This window comes from Paenibacillus sp. YAE3 (genome assembly GCF_057546105.1).
Window position 1 is genome coordinate 266005 of sequence record NZ_BAAIYF010000002.1, and the last position, 17148, is coordinate 283152.

Sequence of the window (17148 nt, forward strand, 5' to 3'; positions counted from 1 at the left end):
CCGGGCACACCGCCGGTGTATGCAAAAATACGGAGGGATAAGCGCGGCTTTAAGGTCGAACCCCATGAATGATCGGCTGGCAGCGCCATGTTTATGATCGATCGTTTTCTTAAAGCCTACTGTCTTCCGTGAGGCGTTCTTCCATATTCCGGGCGATCCAATCGTCCATTTCGCTCACGTCCATCGGCTTTCCATAATAATACCCCTGCATCACGTTGCATCCGGAGGACCGAAGAAAATCGATTTGTTCCACGGTTTCAACTCCCTCGGCGACAAGGTCCAGCTGCAGGTTGAGAGCCATCTCGATGATCGCGCCCACGATGGCCCTTTTGGCGGGCGAATCGCTTTCCCTGATAAAAAGCTGATCGATTTTGATCGTGTCAATCGGAATTTGATCCAACGTCCCGAGCGACGAATACCCAGACCCGAAGTCGTCCATCGAAATGCGAACGCCGAGGCTGCGAAGCTCGCTGAGCTGCCTGATCATGTCCTTCACATCGTACAGCATCATGGATTCGGTAATTTCAAGCTCGATAACATGCGGAGATAAGTTCGCGGACTTCAGCAATGTACGGGTCATTTCGATCAACTGCTGGCTTTCGAATAAACGAATGGATACGTTGATCGATACGGGAAGCAGCGGAACGCCTTTTTCCATCCATTGTTGAAGCAGCTTGCCCACTTCGGAGAACACCCATCGGGTCATGGGAATGATCAATCCCGTTTCCTCGGCAATCGGAATAAATTCGCTGGGGGAAACTTCGCCGAATTTCGGATGCGGCCAGCGCATCAGCGATTCGAAACCGACGGCTTTTTCCGTTAGCGCATTCCACTTGGGCTGATAAACGATATAAAATTCCTTTCGTTCCAAGGCGCCCCGCATGTCTTTTTCCAATTCGAGACGGCGAAGCAGCATTTGATCCATTTCATCGTCAAACACGCAAAACCGGTTTTTTCCCGCCCTTTTGGCATTGTACATTGCCGTATCGGATGCCTTGAGGAGCGATTCGCGGTCCGTTCCGTGCTTCGGCGCCAGACTGATTCCAACGCTCGCCGTGATGTAAAGCTCATTCCCCTTGAGGTCAAACGGTTTGGTGATCGCCTCCAAAATGTCTCCGGCAAGCTGTTCCGCTTGATCTTGGCTGCACCGTTCAGCAGCAATCAAAAACTCATCCCCGCCAAGGCGGAATACTTTCCGACCTTCGCCCGTTAACCCGCTTAGCCTTCTTCCGACCTCCTGGACTAGCATATCGCCGATATCATGACCCAGCGTATCGTTAATCGTTTTGAAGCGGTCCAAATCGATAAAAAGTACCGCCGTTTCGCGCGAGCCGTCGACGCCGTCTTTAAGAAAACGATTGAGATCATGCCGGTTGGGAAGTCCTGTTAGCGGGTCGCTATAAGCCATTTTCTCCAAAACATGCCGATCGAAAAACATCGCTCCCCACGAAACCATTAGCATAAAAAAGGTTGCCAAGGTGACGCCGGACAATAAAACGAGGTTGACTTCCCCGCTATCGGTTGCGATCAGGGCACCGGCATCCCCGCACCAAAAATCGGCAGCCCTCATCCCGGTAAAATGCATCCCGCATATGGCGATTCCCATGAGCAAGGCGGAAGCCCATTTCCACCAGCTTACCGATACGTTACCCCGAAATTTAATGAAAAGGAACAAGGCCACATACGATGCCACCAAGGCGATTGCCGCTGAAAGCAGCCAGTAGCCCCTGTCGTACGCCACCGTTGCGGGAAGCCGCATGGCAGCCATCCCCGTGTAATGCATAGCCACGATCCCGCTGCCCATAATAAAGCCGCTCACGCCAAATTTGCGCCAATCGATCCGCTTGGACAACAAGATTTGAAAAGCGATAAACGAAGCAACGATGCTGCATAACATGGAAAGCAGCGTAACCGATAAATCATAATGGATATGTACATTGAGGTGGAACGCAAGCATGCCGACAAAATGCATGGCCCATACGCCGCACCCCATGACGCATGAACCCGCGATCAACCACCATTTTTGCGTTAATCCCTGGGACCCGGATATTTTCGACGCAAGGTTCAGCGCCGAATAGGACGCAAAGACGGCAATGATCAATGAAAGGATGACGACCCAGTGGTTATACGTTTCCTGTAACAGAAAGATGGAAAGCTCACTCCTTGTTGTCAATAAGCTCTTCGAGTCGTATGACACCGTTTTGTCTACATTCTTCTACATTTTATCACAATCTTTGACGGCCTGAATATGGATTTCAGATCCGGTCCTATTCACCCTCCCGTTTTTCTGGGATCAGAACCACAAAAAAATGCCCCTTTGGCCTACGATCCGTTGAACTCCGAGGTTCTCCGGTCGTTCGTTCCAAAGCGAGCATTTTTTAATCAGCCTGCTGGCCGGGATTATTGATTTATGGTGTCATCGATGCGGCAGAACATTAAAAAACGGCATGCGGAGCAGTCCCCACCCGCCAGTGGTCCCCGACCTTTTCGAATTTTACCGTTATATATTCGGGCCCCTGCAGATGTTCCGGGTAAGGGACGCACAACTTGTACACCCGTTGCGTCGGCGTCATGGACAGCATTTTGGCGGTCGCCTTGCCAAATTCAAGTATATTCCCCGTATCGGCATTCAGCTGTGCCAGACGTCCGCCATGGCTGATGAAATATTTGTCGACAAAGTAAGCCGCCGCTTTTTCCGTATAGGCTTGCTTCAGGTAATCCATCAGCTTTGCGCGGGTTCCGATGTCATCGGACAAATAGCGGTATTGCTGGCCGTTGATCTCGAAAACCTCGGTCGAACCCTTGCCGCCGCCCATGGCGTAAAAATATCTTTTTTCGGCCTCGACGATCAGTGGCGGCACGCTCGTGCTGTTGAGCTTGGTAATGGCTGTCGGATCGGTAACAACCACCTTTTCAACCTTTTGTGCTTGTCCTTGCGTTTGTTGGTTTCCTGCTCCCGCTGCAGCGGCACCCATGGACATCGACATGCTTAAACCCAGGACTGCCGCAGTCAGCGTAAAAGTGAATCTTTTATTTCGTTTCATATGTATCGCCTCCACCATCTATACGAAGCAAGCAGGCAATATGTTTCAGCTTAGCTCGGACGGATCTTTTTCCTGCAAAATTAAAAACCCCTCACGCCGGACGGCGCAAGGGATTTTCCAGATTAATAAAGCGTCATATATTGATCGCGTTCCCATTGATGAACTTGCGTGCGGTACATATCCCATTCGATTTCTTTCAGCTCATAGAAGTGGGACATGGCATGATCGCCCAGCGCTTCGACGATGACTTCGTCGCGAACGAGTTCGTTCAGCGCTTCTTTCAGGTCAGCCGGCAGGCTTGGGATGCCTTCTTCGATGCGCTCTTCTTCGGACATCACATAGATGTTGCGGTCGATCGGCGCAGGAAGCGGCATTTCTTTGCTGATGCCGTCCAAACCGGCGCGAAGCATGACGGCAAGCGCCAGATAAGGATTCGCCGCAGGGTCCGGGTTGCGGACTTCGACGCGCGTGCTGAGACCGCGGGAAGCCGGGATCCGGATCATCGGGCTGCGGTTGCTGCCGGACCATGCTACGTAACATGGAGCTTCGTAACCCGGAACCAGACGTTTGTAGGAGTTTACGGTCGGGTTGGTGATCGCCGCAAACGCGCGCGCGTGCTTCAGGATGCCGGCCATGTAGTAACGGGCTTCCTTGCTCAGGCCCAGCTCGTCGGACTCGTCGTAAAACGCGTTGACGTCGCCTTTGAAGAGCGATTGGTGGCAGTGCATGCCGGAGCCGTTCACGCCAAACAGCGGTTTAGGCATAAACGTCGCATGCAAGCCGTGCTGGCGGGCGATCGTTTTTACGACCAGCTTAAACGTTTGGATCTGATCCGCCGCTTTAACGGCATTTTCATATTTAAAGTCGATTTCATGCTGTCCCGGGGCCACTTCGTGGTGGGAAGCTTCGATTTCAAAGCCCATTTCCTCGAGCGTAAGCACGATTTCGCGGCGGCAGTTTTCGCCGAGGTCAGTCGGAGCCAGGTCGAAATATCCGCCTTGGTCGTTCAGCTCCATCGTCGGGTTGCCTTTCTCATCGGTTTTGAACAGGAAAAATTCAGGCTCTGGACCGACGTTCATGGAGGTATAGCCCATTTTCTCCGCTTCCTTCAGGTTGCGCTTCAAAATGCCGCGCGGATCTCCGGCAAACGGCGTGCCGTCCGGCATGTAAACGTCGCAGATCAGACGCGCGACGCGATCTTCGGTAACCCAAGGGAAAATCACCCATGTGTCCAGGTCCGGGTACAGGTACATGTCGGATTCCTCGATACGTACATAACCTTCAATGGAAGAACCGTCGAACATCATTTTATTGTCAAGGGCTTTTTTCAATTGGCTGACGGGAATTTCCACGTTTTTGACCGTACCGAGCAAGTCGGTGAATTGAAGGCGGATGAAACGGACGTTTTCTTCCTCGGCGATGCGAAGAATATCTTCTTTTGTGTAGCTCACAAGATCCTCTCCCTTTCCTATTATGACTCGTTATTTTTTATTAAAAAACCGGGACAACTCGCCTTGGATCAAAGATACCTGGCCCGGTCTCTTACCCGAAACAAGCTGCTGCTTGAGCAACCGGTGCAGCTGCGATTCCGTCATCTCTTTCCGCTTTACTTCCGTGTCTGCGGTAATGACCGTCGCTTCCTCCGATTCCTTGGACACCGGGTTCATCACTTGCTTGATGCCGGCAATATTGACGCCTTTTTCGATCAAGGATTTGATTTCCAGCAATCTTTCCACGTCATTAAAGGAGAACAGCCTTTGATTGCCCGAGGTGCGCGCAGGAACTATCAGGTTATGCTGTTCATAGTACCGGATTTGTCGGGCGGACAAATCGGTCAATTTCATCACAATCCCAATCGGGAACAATGCCATGTTTCTGCGAATCTCATCACCCATGACTCATCTCAACCTTCCAGTTAACTTTTCTCACTCATATTGTACCTTTCCTGATCTGTCGCGTCAATGACATGTCAGAAAAACTCACAATAATTTTTGGTCTATCATCCGTTGCAAGGCCAACATGACCCCAAACTTGACATGGGAATAGGTCAAGCCTCCCTGCATATACCCGATGTAAGGTTCCCGAATCGGCGCGTCCGCGGACAATTCCAGGCTCCCCCCCTGAATGAACGTCCCTGCGGCCATGATCACCGGATGATCGTAACCCGGCATGTCCCAAGGTTCGGGAACGACATGGCTGTCCACCGCGGCTGCCCGTTGGATGCCCTGCACGAATGCGATCAGGTGTCCGGCTTCTTTAAATGAGATGGCTTGGATCAAATCCGTTCGCGCTTCGTTCCATGCCGGCTTGGTGACGAATCCCGCCTGCTCGAACATGGCCGCCGCAAAAATGCTTCCTTTTAACGCTTGTCCCACAAGCGTAGGCGCGAGAAACAACCCCTGGTAAATGCCGCGCGTCGTCCCGAGCATGGCCCCGACTTCGCTGCCGATGCCCGGCGCGGTCAGCCGGTATGCGCACAGATCCACCAGATGCTGCCGGCCGCAAATATACCCGCCGGTTTCCGCAATGCCGCCGCCCGGGTTTTTGATCAGCGAGCCGGCGATCAGGTCGGCGCCTACCTCTGTCGGCTCCATCGTTTCCGTAAATTCCCCGTAACAGTTGTCGACGAACACGATGACGTCCGGCTTGATCTCTTTCACTTTTTTCACCATGTCGCCGATTTCGCCGACGGTAAACGATGAGCGCCAATCATAACCCCGCGAGCGTTGGATGCCGATGACCTTCGTCGATTCATGGATGCCTGCGCGCACCGCATCCCAGTCGATGCCTCCGTCCGCCGTCAAGGCGGCCTCCCGGTACGTGATGCCAAAATCCCTCAGCGACCCCGTCCCGTCGCCTTTTTGGCCGATCACCTTATGCAGCGTATCGTACGGGCGCCCCGTAATGTAAAACAGCTCATCGCCGGGTCTCAATACCCCGAATAGAGCTGTAGAAATCGTATGCGTGCCCGAAGCAAAATGCGGGCGCACCAGGGCGGCTTCGGCCCCGAATACGTCCGCATATACCAGATCCAGCACTTCTCTTCCCCGGTCGTTATAAGCATAACCCGTCGAGCCTGCAAAATGAAAATCGCTGACTTGATGCTTCTGGAACGCTTCGATGACCTTCCACTGATTGTGGTCGATCACGCGATCCAGCTGCCGAAACGGCTCCGTTATCCGCTCTTCCGCGGCTTCCTTCCATTGTTCCAATTGTTCTGCGAATTGTACCATGTCTATCGAATTTCCCCTCTGCTTTTTCCCATTTAATCCCTGATCAGATAAGGTTCGACCATATGTCCCCATTTATCGTAATCGGGTTTGTGAACCTGTACCTTATAAATCATATCATGTTCTTCGGTTTTTTGCTCCACAACGTCTCCGATCCGGTACAGCAAAGCCATGGCGTTGCCATCCTCTGAGGGCACCCGGAACGACAGGATTCCCCCAGACAAACGTTCCTGGATCGCCTGTTTCACGGCAAGCAAATCTCCTTCGTCCAACGCGCTGATCTTCAAATGCCCAGGACCGGAAGGCAGCATCTCCAGCTGCTCTTGCGTGCAAACATCCTTTTTGTTGAACAAAACCAGCTGCGGTTTGTCGGCAGCCCCCAAATCCTCCAAAATCGAATCGACGACCTTCATCTGATCTTCCCGCATCGGAGACGAAGCATCGACGACATGCAAAATGAGATCGGCTTCATTAGCTTCCTCCAACGTCGCCCGGAATGCCGCCACAAGGTCATGGGGGAGATTCTGGATGAACCCGACCGTATCCGTCAAAATAACTTCGCTTCCCCCCGGAAGCTCCAGCGTGCGCGAGGTTGGATCGAGCGTTGCAAACAGCTGGTTTTCGATGTAAACGTCGGCGCTGGTCAGCTGTTTAAGCAGGGTCGATTTCCCCGCATTCGTATAGCCGACGAGCGCGACTTGGATGGCGCCGCTTTTTTGCCTGCGGCCCCGGTGCAGCTTGCGGTGTTTGATGACCGCCTCAAGCTGCCTTTTCAAGTCGCCGATGCGGCTGCGAATATGGCGTCTGTCCGTTTCGAGCTTGCTTTCCCCCGGGCCTCTCGTCCCGATGCCCCCGCCGAGCCGCGACAAATTTTTGCCGTGGCCGGACAGGCGCGGAAGCAGGTAGGACAGCTGTGCCAGCTCCACCTGAATGATGCCTTCGCGCGTTTTGGCGCGCTGCGCAAAAATATCCAAAATAAGCTGCGTGCGGTCGATGATTTTGACGTCCAGGCTCTGCTCCAAATTGCGGACCTGCGCGCCCGAAAGATCATGATCGAAAATCGCGGTGTTTGCTTGCACGGCAAGAATCGCCTGGCGCAGTTCCTCCACCTTGCCTTTTCCGATCAGCCAGCGGGCATCCGGCACGTCACGATTTTGGGAAATCACGTCCAGCACCTCGACGCCGGCCGTTTCGGCCAAGCTGACAAGTTCCTGCAGCGAATGCTCCGGGTTGATGCCCGATCGTTTGACCTCGTCCGTGACGAGGCTGACCAGCACCGCCCTGTCGCGTATGGTCATATTCGTGTCATATGTGGTATGTGTCAATGAATAAGAGCCCCTTTTTCCGCAGCCTTACAACATTCCAAGCCCTTACGTCGAACCTTTCGTCTCCAGCTTGAAATCCTCGGTCCTGAGCGTCATCAGTTCAAGCTTCCCGGGATTCGTATTCGCGTATACGTTCAGAAGCCTGACGGCCTGGTTGCGTATCGCTTTTTCGATCGTGTTGCGTACGTATCTGGCGTTGCTGAAGGCATGCTCGGTTTCGTTTTTTTCCTGAATCAAGTGCTGCCTAAGCTTCATGATCGCCTGCGGCATCAAAATGTAATCCCGTTCCTTTGACATCAGTTCGGAAATTTGAATCAGCTGATCCACCGAATAATCCGGAAACTCTACCTGAATGGGAAAACGGGAAGGCAGTCCCGGATTCGTCTGCAAAAAATAATCGATCTCCTCCGAATACCCCGCCAAAATCAGCACGAATTGGTTTTTATGGTCTTCCATCGCTTTGACGAGCGTATCGATCGCTTCTTTGCCAAAATCCTTTTCCCCGCCGCGGGCGAGGCTGTACGCCTCATCGATAAAAAGAATGCCGCCGAGCGCTTTTTTGACCAAATCCCTTGTTTTCTGGGCGGTGTGTCCGATATATTCCCCGACGAGATCCGCGCGTTCCACTTCGATCAAGTGCCCTTTGCTGAGCACCCCCATCTTCTGGAACAACTTTGCGATGATCCGCGCCACCGTCGTTTTCCCCGTTCCCGGGTTTCCTTTGAAAACCATATGATATACTTGCCCTCCGCTTACAAGGCCCGCTTCTTGGCGCATATGCGAGATTTGCAACAGGGCGTAAATTTCAAACACGAACTCCTTAATATTTTCGAGGCCTACCAACTTATCCAGTTCTTTCTGAATTTCCTGGTACAAGGTGTGCTGTACAACGTTTTTTTGCGCCGGCACCGGTTCCTTTTCCGGGACGGCGCTGCTGAGTACAGGAGGCTCCTGGCTGCGTAAAATCACATTGATTTGTCTGGATGGCCTGCCTTCCGGCCGGCCGTTCGCGGCCGCAACACGCCCGTTCATGCATCCATCACCTCATATTCTTCCGCAAGATGGTTTCTCTATTCAATGTATTCTACTTCGGTGACGGTTATTAGCAGTTTCAGCCCTTTTTCCAGCCGAGCCACAGCAGGAGCTCATCGACCTTCCATTTGGTATAGGCGAGTACCTCGCGCGGCTTATGGTATTTCATTTGCAGCGTTTTGGACTCCGTGAGGCCAAGCTTGGGATCCTCGTAATCCAAAAAATCCGCGATATCCTTGGAGCGCATTCCGTGATATTGGTGCGTGACGATCACCGCATTCTTGAATCCCCGTTCTTCCATGATTTGTTTGCTGTACAGCAGGTTTTCGTAAGTGCTGCGCGCCTTATTTTCCAAAATGACGGCCGATTCGGGAACGCCATGCTGAACGAGATAATTTCTCATCCCTTCCGCTTCCGTATATTTATTGCCGGGTTTGTCCAATCCGCCGCTGACGATCATATAGCTGAATTTCTTTTCATTGTACAGCTTCAGGGCTTCGTCGAGCCTTTCCTTCAGCCCCGGGCTGGGGGCATCCCCCCACATGGAGGCACCCAAAACGATGCCGACGTCGCGCGGCCCGTTCAGGACCGAGCTTGCCGCGCGGTCCATTTTCCAATACACGTAACCGGACCACAAAAGCCCGGCGATGATCATCGCCGCAACGATGGCAAGCGCCAGTTTCAAAGGGGAGCGCCTTTTTTTCGCCAGGACGATAGGTCCCTGTTCATAACCGTTCATGTTTTCCTCCTGAAATCTCCATTCTCGAACAGCCGCTTGCGATGGTCCAACGACATCAGGAAATACGGAAACGTATGGGCATTGATCGCATGCAATACCTCCCTGGCCGTCGTCGTCGCCAGCATGTAATCTTCCTTCGTGATGACGCCGCGGGCGAGCGCTTCCTCCAGCTCATCCTCGTCCAGCAGAAACACCTCTCCGTTTCTCAGGACGACGATGTCCAAATACAGATCATCAAACCAAGGGACGCCCTGTTCGGTCACGCCCTGCGTTTTGCAGGTGTCAATGTACCACTGTATGATTTCCTGGCGTTCATCGAACATCGCCGTCACGATGTAATGGCTGTTTTTCGGAAAATATTGCAGCCAAGAGTACCCTTTATCGGCAATCCGGTACGTATGGGTTCCATAATGCTTCCACAGCGGCTCTTTTAAATTGTAAATGGTGTAGAGCGTTATGTAGCCGGTAAATTTCTCGCTTTCCACATAACGGCAGGCAAAACGCCGGCGGGAAATCCGGCGCCAGTTCGCGCGATCTCCAAATTTTCGTTTCATGGAAATTTCCCTCTCCAATATGTTAGCTTCAGCTTATCACATTTAGGAAACACACTCAAAATATATACCATTAATATAGCGCAACCGCAGGCTAAAGTAGAAGAAAAAACTGCGGATGCCGCTTCTTTGGCAAGGCGATTGACCGTTTCCTCACGGTATGCCGCCGTCCTGAGTCCTCTCCGACAAAAAGAAAAAGAGCCCCCCAAACGATGGGAGGCTCTTGATCCGCCTTACGGGTTATTGCTTTCGTTTTGAATCGGAAATGTACCGGTATTGTCCGGGGTTTGGAAACTTTCGATGCTTCCCTGGTCGGTTGTGCTGCCGTCGCCGCCGTCCGGCGGTACGGTTACGCCGCCCGAGTCTCCGTTTCCGAAGCCGGACCCGTCATTGCCGCCTTGCTGACCGTTTCCGCTACCCTTGCCGTTTCCATTACCGTTACCGTTTGAATGATCGTTGCTGCCGCTATTGTTGCCGTTGTTGTCATGATTCCCGTTACCGTTAGTGCCGCTGCTGTTATTGCCGTTGCCCTGGTCCTGGCCGCTGCCTTGATCAACGTTCCCTTGACCGTGATCGAAGCCGCCGTCCTGGTTAGGGTCCTGTCCGTTCGTTCCGTCGCCGTTTTGCCCGTTATCTCCCGTGTTTTCATCCGGAGGCGGCAGCTGATCATCCGGCTGCGGTTCGATCGTGACTTTCACCGTATTCGACGGATCGGACTGCTGGCCGGTTTCCGGAGATACGGCGACGACGTAATATTCGTAAGTTTCGCCGGCGACCGTTCCGATATCATCGATGCTCGTCGTCGGAATGCCGTCCTGCAGCACCGAGAAGTCCGCTTCGGACGACGCTTTGCGGTAGAGGCGGTAAACGGCGTTTTCGTTCCCCTCTCCGTTCCATGATAAAGATACGGTTTGCGTATCCGGACTATAACTTGCGATCAGCCCGCTGACATGTAGTTCAGGTGTCTCTTGAGCAGGCGGTTCCGGTTCCTCGACCTTCACATCTTCAGGCACTTTAAACTGCTTCTCAGGGAAGTTTTCAAGCGCCTGCTTCATCACTTTGCCCCAGAACGCCGCGGCAAGCGGACTGCTGTTGTGGAGCAAATGGTCTTTGTCCGGTTTATCGTAACCCATCCATACGGCGGCCGTCAGTTCCGGCGTGTAGCCGACGAACCAGACGTCGCGGTTGGACTTGTAACCTTTGATCCCGCTTTGGGTCGTCCCCGTCTTGCCCGCAACCGGTCTGTCGATCCGGGCTTTGCGGCCCGTACCGCTGTTAACGACGTTTTGCATCATCTGGGTCATTTGGTAAGCCGTGCTTTCTTTCATGACCCGTTCGCCGTTGTCCTTGTGTTCATAGACGACTTTGCCGTCGCTGTCCACGATTTTTTTAATCGAATAAGCTTTATAGAAGGTACCGCCGTTAGCGAACGCCCCGTATGCCTGCGCCATTTCCAGCGTGTTGGTGCCTTTGCTGATGCCGCCGAGCGCCATCGCCAGGTTTTTGTCTTCTTCCGTCAGCTGAATGCCCAGCTTCGTCGCGAAATCATATCCCCTTTTGACGCCGATTTGGTTCAGCAGCCATACCGCCGGGATGTTCTCCGATTTCGTGATCGCGTCCTCCATGCTGATCGTGCCGGAATATCCGTGAAGGTTCGTCGGGCAATAATTGCCGAAGCACTGTTTCTCGTTGCTAAGCCGCGAATTCATGTTGAAATCCCCTGAATCGATAGCCGGCGCATAAGAGACGATCGGCTTGAATGCCGAACCCGGCTGGCGGCGGCTGTTCGTGACGCGGCTGTAGCCTTTGCGTTCATAATCGCGTCCGCCGAGCAGCGCAACGAGCGAGCCGTTCTCCTGGTTCATGATGACCATCGAGCCCTGCACGAGCTGATCGTCTTTGCCCTTCTCGAAATTCGACGCATCGGCGAATTCTTTTTCGAGCACTTTCTGGGCGTTGGCGTCCATCGTGGTGTAAATTTTATAGCCGCCGATGTTCAGATCGTCTTCGCTTAGGCCCGTGACATCCTCGGCTTCGTTCATGACGTAATCCATAAAGTTCTGGTAATTTTGCTTTTTCTTCGGCGGCTCGTAGTCGTAAACGACCTTTTTCGCCTGCTCCGCTTCTTCGGCCGTAATGTAGCCCTGCTCGGCCATCAAATTCAAGACGACCGCGCGGCGCTGCATGGACAGTTCGGGATTACGGAGCGGATTGTATTTCGACGGCCCCTTCGGCATCGCCGCGAGGGTAGCCATTTCCCAAAGTTTCAAATCGTTCAAATTGCTTTTTCCGAAATAATACTTCGACGCTTCCTTGATGCCGTAAATCTGACCGCCGAAGTTGATCCGGTTCAAATACATCGTCAACACTTCGTCTTTGGTCAAATTCCGGTCGAGCGCCAGCGCGATCGACACTTCCGTCGCCTTACGGAAAAACGTCTTGTCGCGCGTCAGGAAAATGTTTCGCGCCAGCTGCTGCGTGATCGTACTGCCGCCCTCCACCTTGGAGCGGGCGATGATGTCCTTGACCGCCGCACGGCCGATCGACCAAAGGTCGACGCCGCTGTGTTCGTAGAACCGTTTATCCTCCGTCGCGACAAAAGCTTCCTTGAGCAGCTTCGGAATGTCCTCGCTGTTGACCGGGTCGCTTTTTTGCAGCGACAGCTCGCCCATCACGTTCCCGTTGCGGTCATAAACCTTTGAGTTTTCATGCAGCGTAATTTTGTCCTTGTTCGCCTGATACAGCCGTTCCCCGTTGACGGAGATGTACAAGTACCCTGCCAATGCGCAAAATACGGCAATGGCGCACGTAAAAAACAAAGTCCAAAAGATGCGTTTGCCCGACAGCTTTCTTTTCTTCTTTTTGGGCGTCTTGGACGGTTGCTCTTTGTTTCTGTTGCCCGTCCGCGACAGTTTATTGTTATCCATGGTGCCTCCTGACTCCCTTTAGGACGATTTTCGGTTTTGGAATGAAAAGAACAACCTTGTCAAGGTTGCTCCGCTCCATTTTCTATGCCTACAGACATCTCCGGCAAGCGTGCGGTTCGGCCGCCCCGCTCCCCCTTGCTGTCTATATACTTAAACGAAAATCATCCAGAAAAGTTTCAAATTCCGGCCGTTAGCCCTCGTTTTGCGTCTCCTGCATCAATGAAACATTGCGTTGAGGCGTAACCGTAGAGATCGCGTGTTTGAACAGCATCTGCTGTTTACCGTCAGTATCCACGACAACGGTAAAGTTGTCAAATGCTTTGATGGTGCCGCGAATCTGAAATCCGTTCACGAGAAAAATGGTCACTGGGATATTTTCTTTGCGCAGCTGGTTTAAGAATGTATCTTGGATATTAATGGATTTGTTCATTTATCCGTACCCCCAACGTTTCATTTAGATTGTTTTGAAGTATATTCAAGATTTGAGAGAAACTTTCCTGCTATTATATCACGGATTTCCGCCATTTTAGCAGAAAAATTTACGGGCTCCGTGACGTCCACCCATGAAATTTCCTTCATGTGGCGGAACCAGGATAGCTGGCGTTTGGCAAACCGGCGGGTGTCTCTCTTGAGGACCGCAACCGCGTCTTCGAGGGATTCGCGACCTTGAAGATAGCTTGCGATCTGTTTGTAACCCAGCCCCTGCATCGAGACCAGGTCGATTCCGTAGCCCTTGTTCAGCAGCGAAGATACTTCTTCTACCAAACCCTGCTTCAGCATTTCGTCAATGCGGGCTTCAATACGTTTATATAGCATTTGCCTATCCATTGTCAAACCGAGCAGGCATAATCGGTAAGGAGACTCCCGGGTTTGCCCCTTAAGTTGGGACGATAGGGGGATGCCCGTCAAATGAAAGATTTCCAAAGCCCTAATAATTCGTCTCTGGTCGTTGGGATGGAGTTTTTCCGCGCTGGCCGGGTCTACCGCCTTCAGTTTGGCATGCAGCGCTTCCGCCCCGTTTTTGTCGGCGAATGCCGCCTGTTCGTCCCGAAAAGCTTTGTCTTCCCCCACCTGGGCAAATTGATAGTCGTAGCAGACCGATTCGACGTACAAGCCGGTTCCGCCGACGATAAAAGGCAGCTTGCCCCGTCCATGAATTTCCTGGATGAGGCGGTGGCATTCCTCTTGAAACTCGGCCACGGAATACGGCTCGTCCGGATTGTGGATATCGATCAGATGATGGGGGATTCCCTCCATCTCCTCCTTCGCGATTTTGGCGGTGCCGATATCCATTTCCCGGTATACCTGCATCGAATCGCCGGAAATGATTTCGCAATTCCATTCTTTCGCCAGCTCTATGCTCAGCCGCGTTTTACCGACGGCCGTCGGTCCAACGAGCACCAGCAGCTTCGGTTTGTTCCGGGGCTCATTTATCCCTGTCAACGGTGATCACTCCATAAGAAATTTTTGAATGTGCCCGGGTTTCCTCCGCAAACCCGAGACGGGCGAATTCCCCGCTGCCTCTTTTTTCTTTCAGCACCACTGTTTTCCGGGCAACCCTGACGGCTTCCTTGATGCTGTCCGGAGAAAGCGGATCGCTGTTCGCAAACCACCTTAGCGGCCGAATCGCCGAGGAATCCATCAGCGGTTCGCGGAACATCGGGTCGAAATAAACGATGTCCACGCTACGGTCCGGCATCGAGCGCAGCACGTCCAAATGATGGCCGCTGACGACCCGGATGCGGCGCATCGCTTCGTTGATCTCTTCCACGTTGGAGGTATAATGGGCCAAGCCTTCGGTCAGAAGCGCCGACAGGGAAGCCGAACTCTCCACCGCCGTAATCCGGGAACCTGGCCCCCCCTTGACGGAAAACACGAGCGTATCGGTTCCTAGCCCGGCGGTGCAGTCCAGCACGCTGTCTCCCGGATCCATGGAAGCGGCGTCGAGCATCGGGTCGCTTTCGCCCTTCAAAATTCGTTTCGCACGGATGAACCCCATGCTGGGATGAAATTCCATCGGCTCCTCCCCGGGTCTGACCAGCCTCGCCCCGCCGTCCAGCACGACGATGATGTCGTCTTCCCCGTAAGCCCTGGACATTTTGCCGAGCGGCGTATGGCGCCTCGGGACGTAGATGCCCCCGGTTCGGGAGGCCAGGGCTTCGGCCCGGCGAATAACGGCTTCCCCTGCCTTATCCCCTGTTGTAATGATCATGACGTTCTCCAATCCTGCTTGTATAGTTTTCGGTGATGTCCTTCAAAATGGGCCGCCGTTTTACATGACCCGTTTAAACAGTTTTTCCAAATCATAGGTAGAAAATGAAACGACGATCGGCCGCCCGTGAGGGCATGTATACGGCTGCCTGCACGCTCCCAAACGTTCGATCAGCGTTTTGGCCTCATCCTCGGTCAGCTTCTGGTTGGCTTTGATCGAAGCCTTGCAGGAACAGAGGATCGAAGATTTCTCCCTCAGCTTGGCAAGGTCGATTTTGCGTTCACCGAGCACCCACTCCGCCATTTCCTCGATCAGCGATTTTTCTTCGCCTTTCGGGAACCAATACGGGAGGGAGCGCACGCGGAAGGTTTGGCCGCCAAAATGTTCCAAATAAACGCCGACCTGTTCGAACCACTGCAGCTTGTCTTTCAGCTGCTCCGCTTCGGATGGGGTAAACTCCAGCGTGATCGGCAGCAAGAGCTCTTGGGAAGCATCGGCAGGCTGCCCGAATTTTTCATAATAGTATTCGTAGTTGACGCGTTCATGGGCCGCATGCTGGTCGATCAGGTACAAGCCTTGATCGTTTTGCGCGATCAGGTACGTGCCGTGATGCTGCCCGATCAGCGTCAGTTCCGGAAACGGCGGAATGTCAGCGGGAGCGTCCGCCGATGCCCCCAACAGCCGGCTTGCCAGCCCGGGATTCGAGCCGGGGCTTACCCGCTGCTGGGAAGGGGCGGCCCATTCCCGGTACGATGCCGGGCGCGTCTCCCTGACCATTCCGTTTCCGGCCGTCCATGCGTCCTGGGAGGCGGTTCCGTACGAACCGCCGCTTCCGGCAGCCGGACGTTCCTGAACCTTTTGACCCGGAGCCTGGGAATCGGTGGCGATCATCGGCTCGGGCGCAGGGCGGTTTTCCGGAACGGCCGAAACGGGGCCGGGTCCGGCCTCCAGCGCGGCCGCCGCCTCCTCTTTTGGGTCCGCCAAAGGCGCGGGAGCGCTCCGATTCGGAAAATGGAACTGCTCCTGGATGAAGGAACCGCTGTTTTTTCCGCCGATGTTTTGCTTCACCGCCTGAGGGATGAGCACCTCCTGCCGGAGGACCCGGCGGATGCTCTCCTCGATGAACGGATACAGCTCCTGCTCTTTGCTGAAGCGAACCTCCAGCTTGGCCGGATGCACGTTCACGTCCACGAGCGACGGGTGCATCTTGATCTCCAGCACCGCAAGCGGGTACCGGTTAATCGGGAGCAGCGTATGGTAGGCCCGCTGGATCGCCTGATTCAACCCGTAATTGCGGATGTATCTGCCGTTGACGATCGTCGACACGCCGTTCCGGTTCGATCTTGTCCATTCGGGCAGGCTGACGAAACCGCTGAGCTCGAAGTCGAGGTTTTCCGCCTGGACCGGCAGCATGGCTTTGGCTGCCTGCGTCCCGTAGATGGCCGCGATGACTTGCAGCAGATCCCCGTTGCCGAGTGTTTTGAGCAGCTGGTTTTCGTTATGCCGGAGCGTGATCGCGATTTCCGGGTGGGAAAGGGCGATTCTGTACATATAATCGGACACGTGGCCGAGTTCCGTCTGGATCGTTTTCATGTATTTCAATCGGGCAGGCGTATTAAAAAACAGCTCTTTTACCTGGATATCCGTCCCCCGCGGCGCCGGCGAATCTTCTTCCGCCAGCAGCTTGCCGCCTTCGACGCGGATGCGGCGGCCCAGCCCGTCGTCGCCGCTGGCCGTCGTCAGCTGCACTTTGGCGACGGCCGCGATGCTGGGCAATGCCTCGCCCCGGAAGCCGAGGCTCGTGATATGGAACAAATCCCTGCTGCTGCCGATTTTGCTCGTTGCGTGGCGGTAGAAAGCCGTCTGCAGGTCATCCGGCTCGATTCCCGAGCCGTTGTCGGTTACCCGGATGCTCTCCAGGCCGCCTTCTTCGACGTGAACGTCGATGCGGGTCGCCCCGGCGTCGATCGAGTTTTCCACCAGCTCCTTCACGACGGAAGCGGGGCGCTCCACCACTTCGCCGGCGGCTATTTGGTTGGCAATATGCTCGTCCAAGATATGAATTTTGGCCATATCCGTCACCCCTTC

General features: G+C 53.9%; 14 protein-coding genes. All 14 read right to left on the reverse strand.

The features are described 5' to 3' along the window. Positions 1-109 precede the first annotated feature (109 nt). The 14 genes from AC27KL_RS04080 to mutL all read right to left on the reverse strand — a co-directional run bounded on the left by AC27KL_RS04080 (position 110) and on the right by mutL (position 17133). The gene (locus AC27KL_RS04080) at positions 110-2173 is read right to left on the reverse strand and encodes a bifunctional diguanylate cyclase/phosphodiesterase (RefSeq protein ID WP_487168936.1); all 2064 of its coding nucleotides are present in this window, start codon (positions 2171-2173) and stop codon (positions 110-112) included. Between the two features lie 262 nt (positions 2174-2435). Next, positions 2436-3044, reverse strand: a complete 609-nt coding sequence (locus tag AC27KL_RS04085; protein ID WP_487168937.1) for a DL-endopeptidase inhibitor IseA family protein — start codon at positions 3042-3044, stop codon at positions 2436-2438. Between the two features lie 122 nt (positions 3045-3166). Beyond that, the gene (gene glnA, locus AC27KL_RS04090; RefSeq protein ID WP_339324491.1) at positions 3167-4495 is read right to left on the reverse strand and encodes a type I glutamate--ammonia ligase; all 1329 of its coding nucleotides are present in this window, start codon (positions 4493-4495) and stop codon (positions 3167-3169) included. 30 nt (positions 4496-4525) lie between these two features. Then, entirely contained in the window at positions 4526-4939 is a 414-nt protein-coding gene (locus AC27KL_RS04095; protein WP_036708262.1) for a MerR family transcriptional regulator, read from the reverse strand. A gap of 84 nt (positions 4940-5023) precedes the next feature. After that, a complete protein-coding gene (locus AC27KL_RS04100) occupies positions 5024-6277 on the reverse strand; it encodes a methionine gamma-lyase family protein (RefSeq protein WP_487168938.1) in 1254 nt (417 codons plus the stop codon). A gap of 32 nt (positions 6278-6309) precedes the next feature. Then, complete coding sequence (gene hflX, locus AC27KL_RS04105; RefSeq protein WP_487168939.1) at positions 6310-7599, reverse strand: GTPase HflX; 1290 nt, start codon at positions 7597-7599, stop codon at positions 6310-6312. Positions 7600-7644: 45 nt separating this feature from the next. Further along, on the reverse strand, positions 7645-8631 hold the full coding sequence (locus tag AC27KL_RS04110; RefSeq protein WP_212948455.1) for an AAA family ATPase: 987 nt from the start codon (positions 8629-8631) through the stop codon (positions 7645-7647). A 79-nt stretch (positions 8632-8710) separates the two neighbouring features. Continuing rightward, positions 8711-9370: a YdcF family protein gene (locus AC27KL_RS04115; protein WP_487168940.1), complete on the reverse strand. Its 660-nt coding sequence runs from the start codon at positions 9368-9370 to the stop codon at positions 8711-8713. After that, the gene (locus AC27KL_RS04120; RefSeq protein WP_036708258.1) at positions 9367-9924 is read right to left on the reverse strand and encodes a ribonuclease FAU-1 family protein; all 558 of its coding nucleotides are present in this window, start codon (positions 9922-9924) and stop codon (positions 9367-9369) included. The genes AC27KL_RS04115 and AC27KL_RS04120 overlap by 4 nt, the downstream gene beginning before the upstream one ends. A 230-nt stretch (positions 9925-10154) precedes the next feature. After that, positions 10155-12848, reverse strand: a complete 2694-nt coding sequence (locus tag AC27KL_RS04125; protein WP_487168941.1) for a transglycosylase domain-containing protein — start codon at positions 12846-12848, stop codon at positions 10155-10157. Between the two features lie 190 nt (positions 12849-13038). Continuing rightward, on the reverse strand, positions 13039-13278 hold the full coding sequence (gene hfq, locus AC27KL_RS04130; RefSeq protein WP_036708256.1) for an RNA chaperone Hfq: 240 nt from the start codon (positions 13276-13278) through the stop codon (positions 13039-13041). Between the two features lie 20 nt (positions 13279-13298). Further along, positions 13299-14291: a tRNA (adenosine(37)-N6)-dimethylallyltransferase MiaA gene (gene miaA / locus AC27KL_RS04135; RefSeq protein ID WP_487168942.1), complete on the reverse strand. Its 993-nt coding sequence runs from the start codon at positions 14289-14291 to the stop codon at positions 13299-13301. Next, positions 14275-15060, reverse strand: a complete 786-nt coding sequence (locus tag AC27KL_RS04140) for a class I SAM-dependent methyltransferase (protein ID WP_487168943.1) — start codon at positions 15058-15060, stop codon at positions 14275-14277. Before AC27KL_RS04140 ends, miaA begins: the two co-directional genes overlap by 17 nt. A gap of 60 nt (positions 15061-15120) precedes the next feature. Beyond that, positions 15121-17133, reverse strand: coding sequence for a DNA mismatch repair endonuclease MutL (gene mutL, locus AC27KL_RS04145; RefSeq protein ID WP_487168944.1), 2013 nt, complete (start codon positions 17131-17133; stop codon positions 15121-15123). Positions 17134-17148: the final 15 nt, after the last annotated feature.

Excerpts from the sequence above, each read along its gene's own strand:
- AC27KL_RS04140 (WP_487168943.1), bottom strand. The coding sequence starts at position 15,060 with ATGATCATTACAACAGGGGATAAGGCAGGGGAAGCCGTTATTCGCCGG.
- AC27KL_RS04085 (WP_487168937.1), bottom strand. The coding sequence starts at position 3,044 with ATGAAACGAAATAAAAGATTCACTTTTACGCTGACTGCGGCAGTCCTG.
- AC27KL_RS04120 (WP_036708258.1), bottom strand. The coding sequence starts at position 9,924 with ATGAAACGAAAATTTGGAGATCGCGCGAACTGGCGCCGGATTTCCCGC.
- AC27KL_RS04115 (WP_487168940.1), bottom strand. The coding sequence starts at position 9,370 with ATGAACGGTTATGAACAGGGACCTATCGTCCTGGCGAAAAAAAGGCGC.
- AC27KL_RS04095 (WP_036708262.1), bottom strand. The coding sequence starts at position 4,939 with ATGGGTGATGAGATTCGCAGAAACATGGCATTGTTCCCGATTGGGATT.
- AC27KL_RS04100 (WP_487168938.1), bottom strand. The coding sequence starts at position 6,277 with ATGGTACAATTCGCAGAACAATTGGAACAATGGAAGGAAGCCGCGGAA.
- AC27KL_RS04125 (WP_487168941.1), bottom strand. The coding sequence starts at position 12,848 with ATGGATAACAATAAACTGTCGCGGACGGGCAACAGAAACAAAGAGCAA.
- mutL (WP_487168944.1), bottom strand. The coding sequence starts at position 17,133 with ATGGCCAAAATTCATATCTTGGACGAGCATATTGCCAACCAAATAGCC.
- hfq (WP_036708256.1), bottom strand. The coding sequence starts at position 13,278 with ATGAACAAATCCATTAATATCCAAGATACATTCTTAAACCAGCTGCGC.
- AC27KL_RS04110 (WP_212948455.1), bottom strand. The coding sequence starts at position 8,631 with ATGAACGGGCGTGTTGCGGCCGCGAACGGCCGGCCGGAAGGCAGGCCA.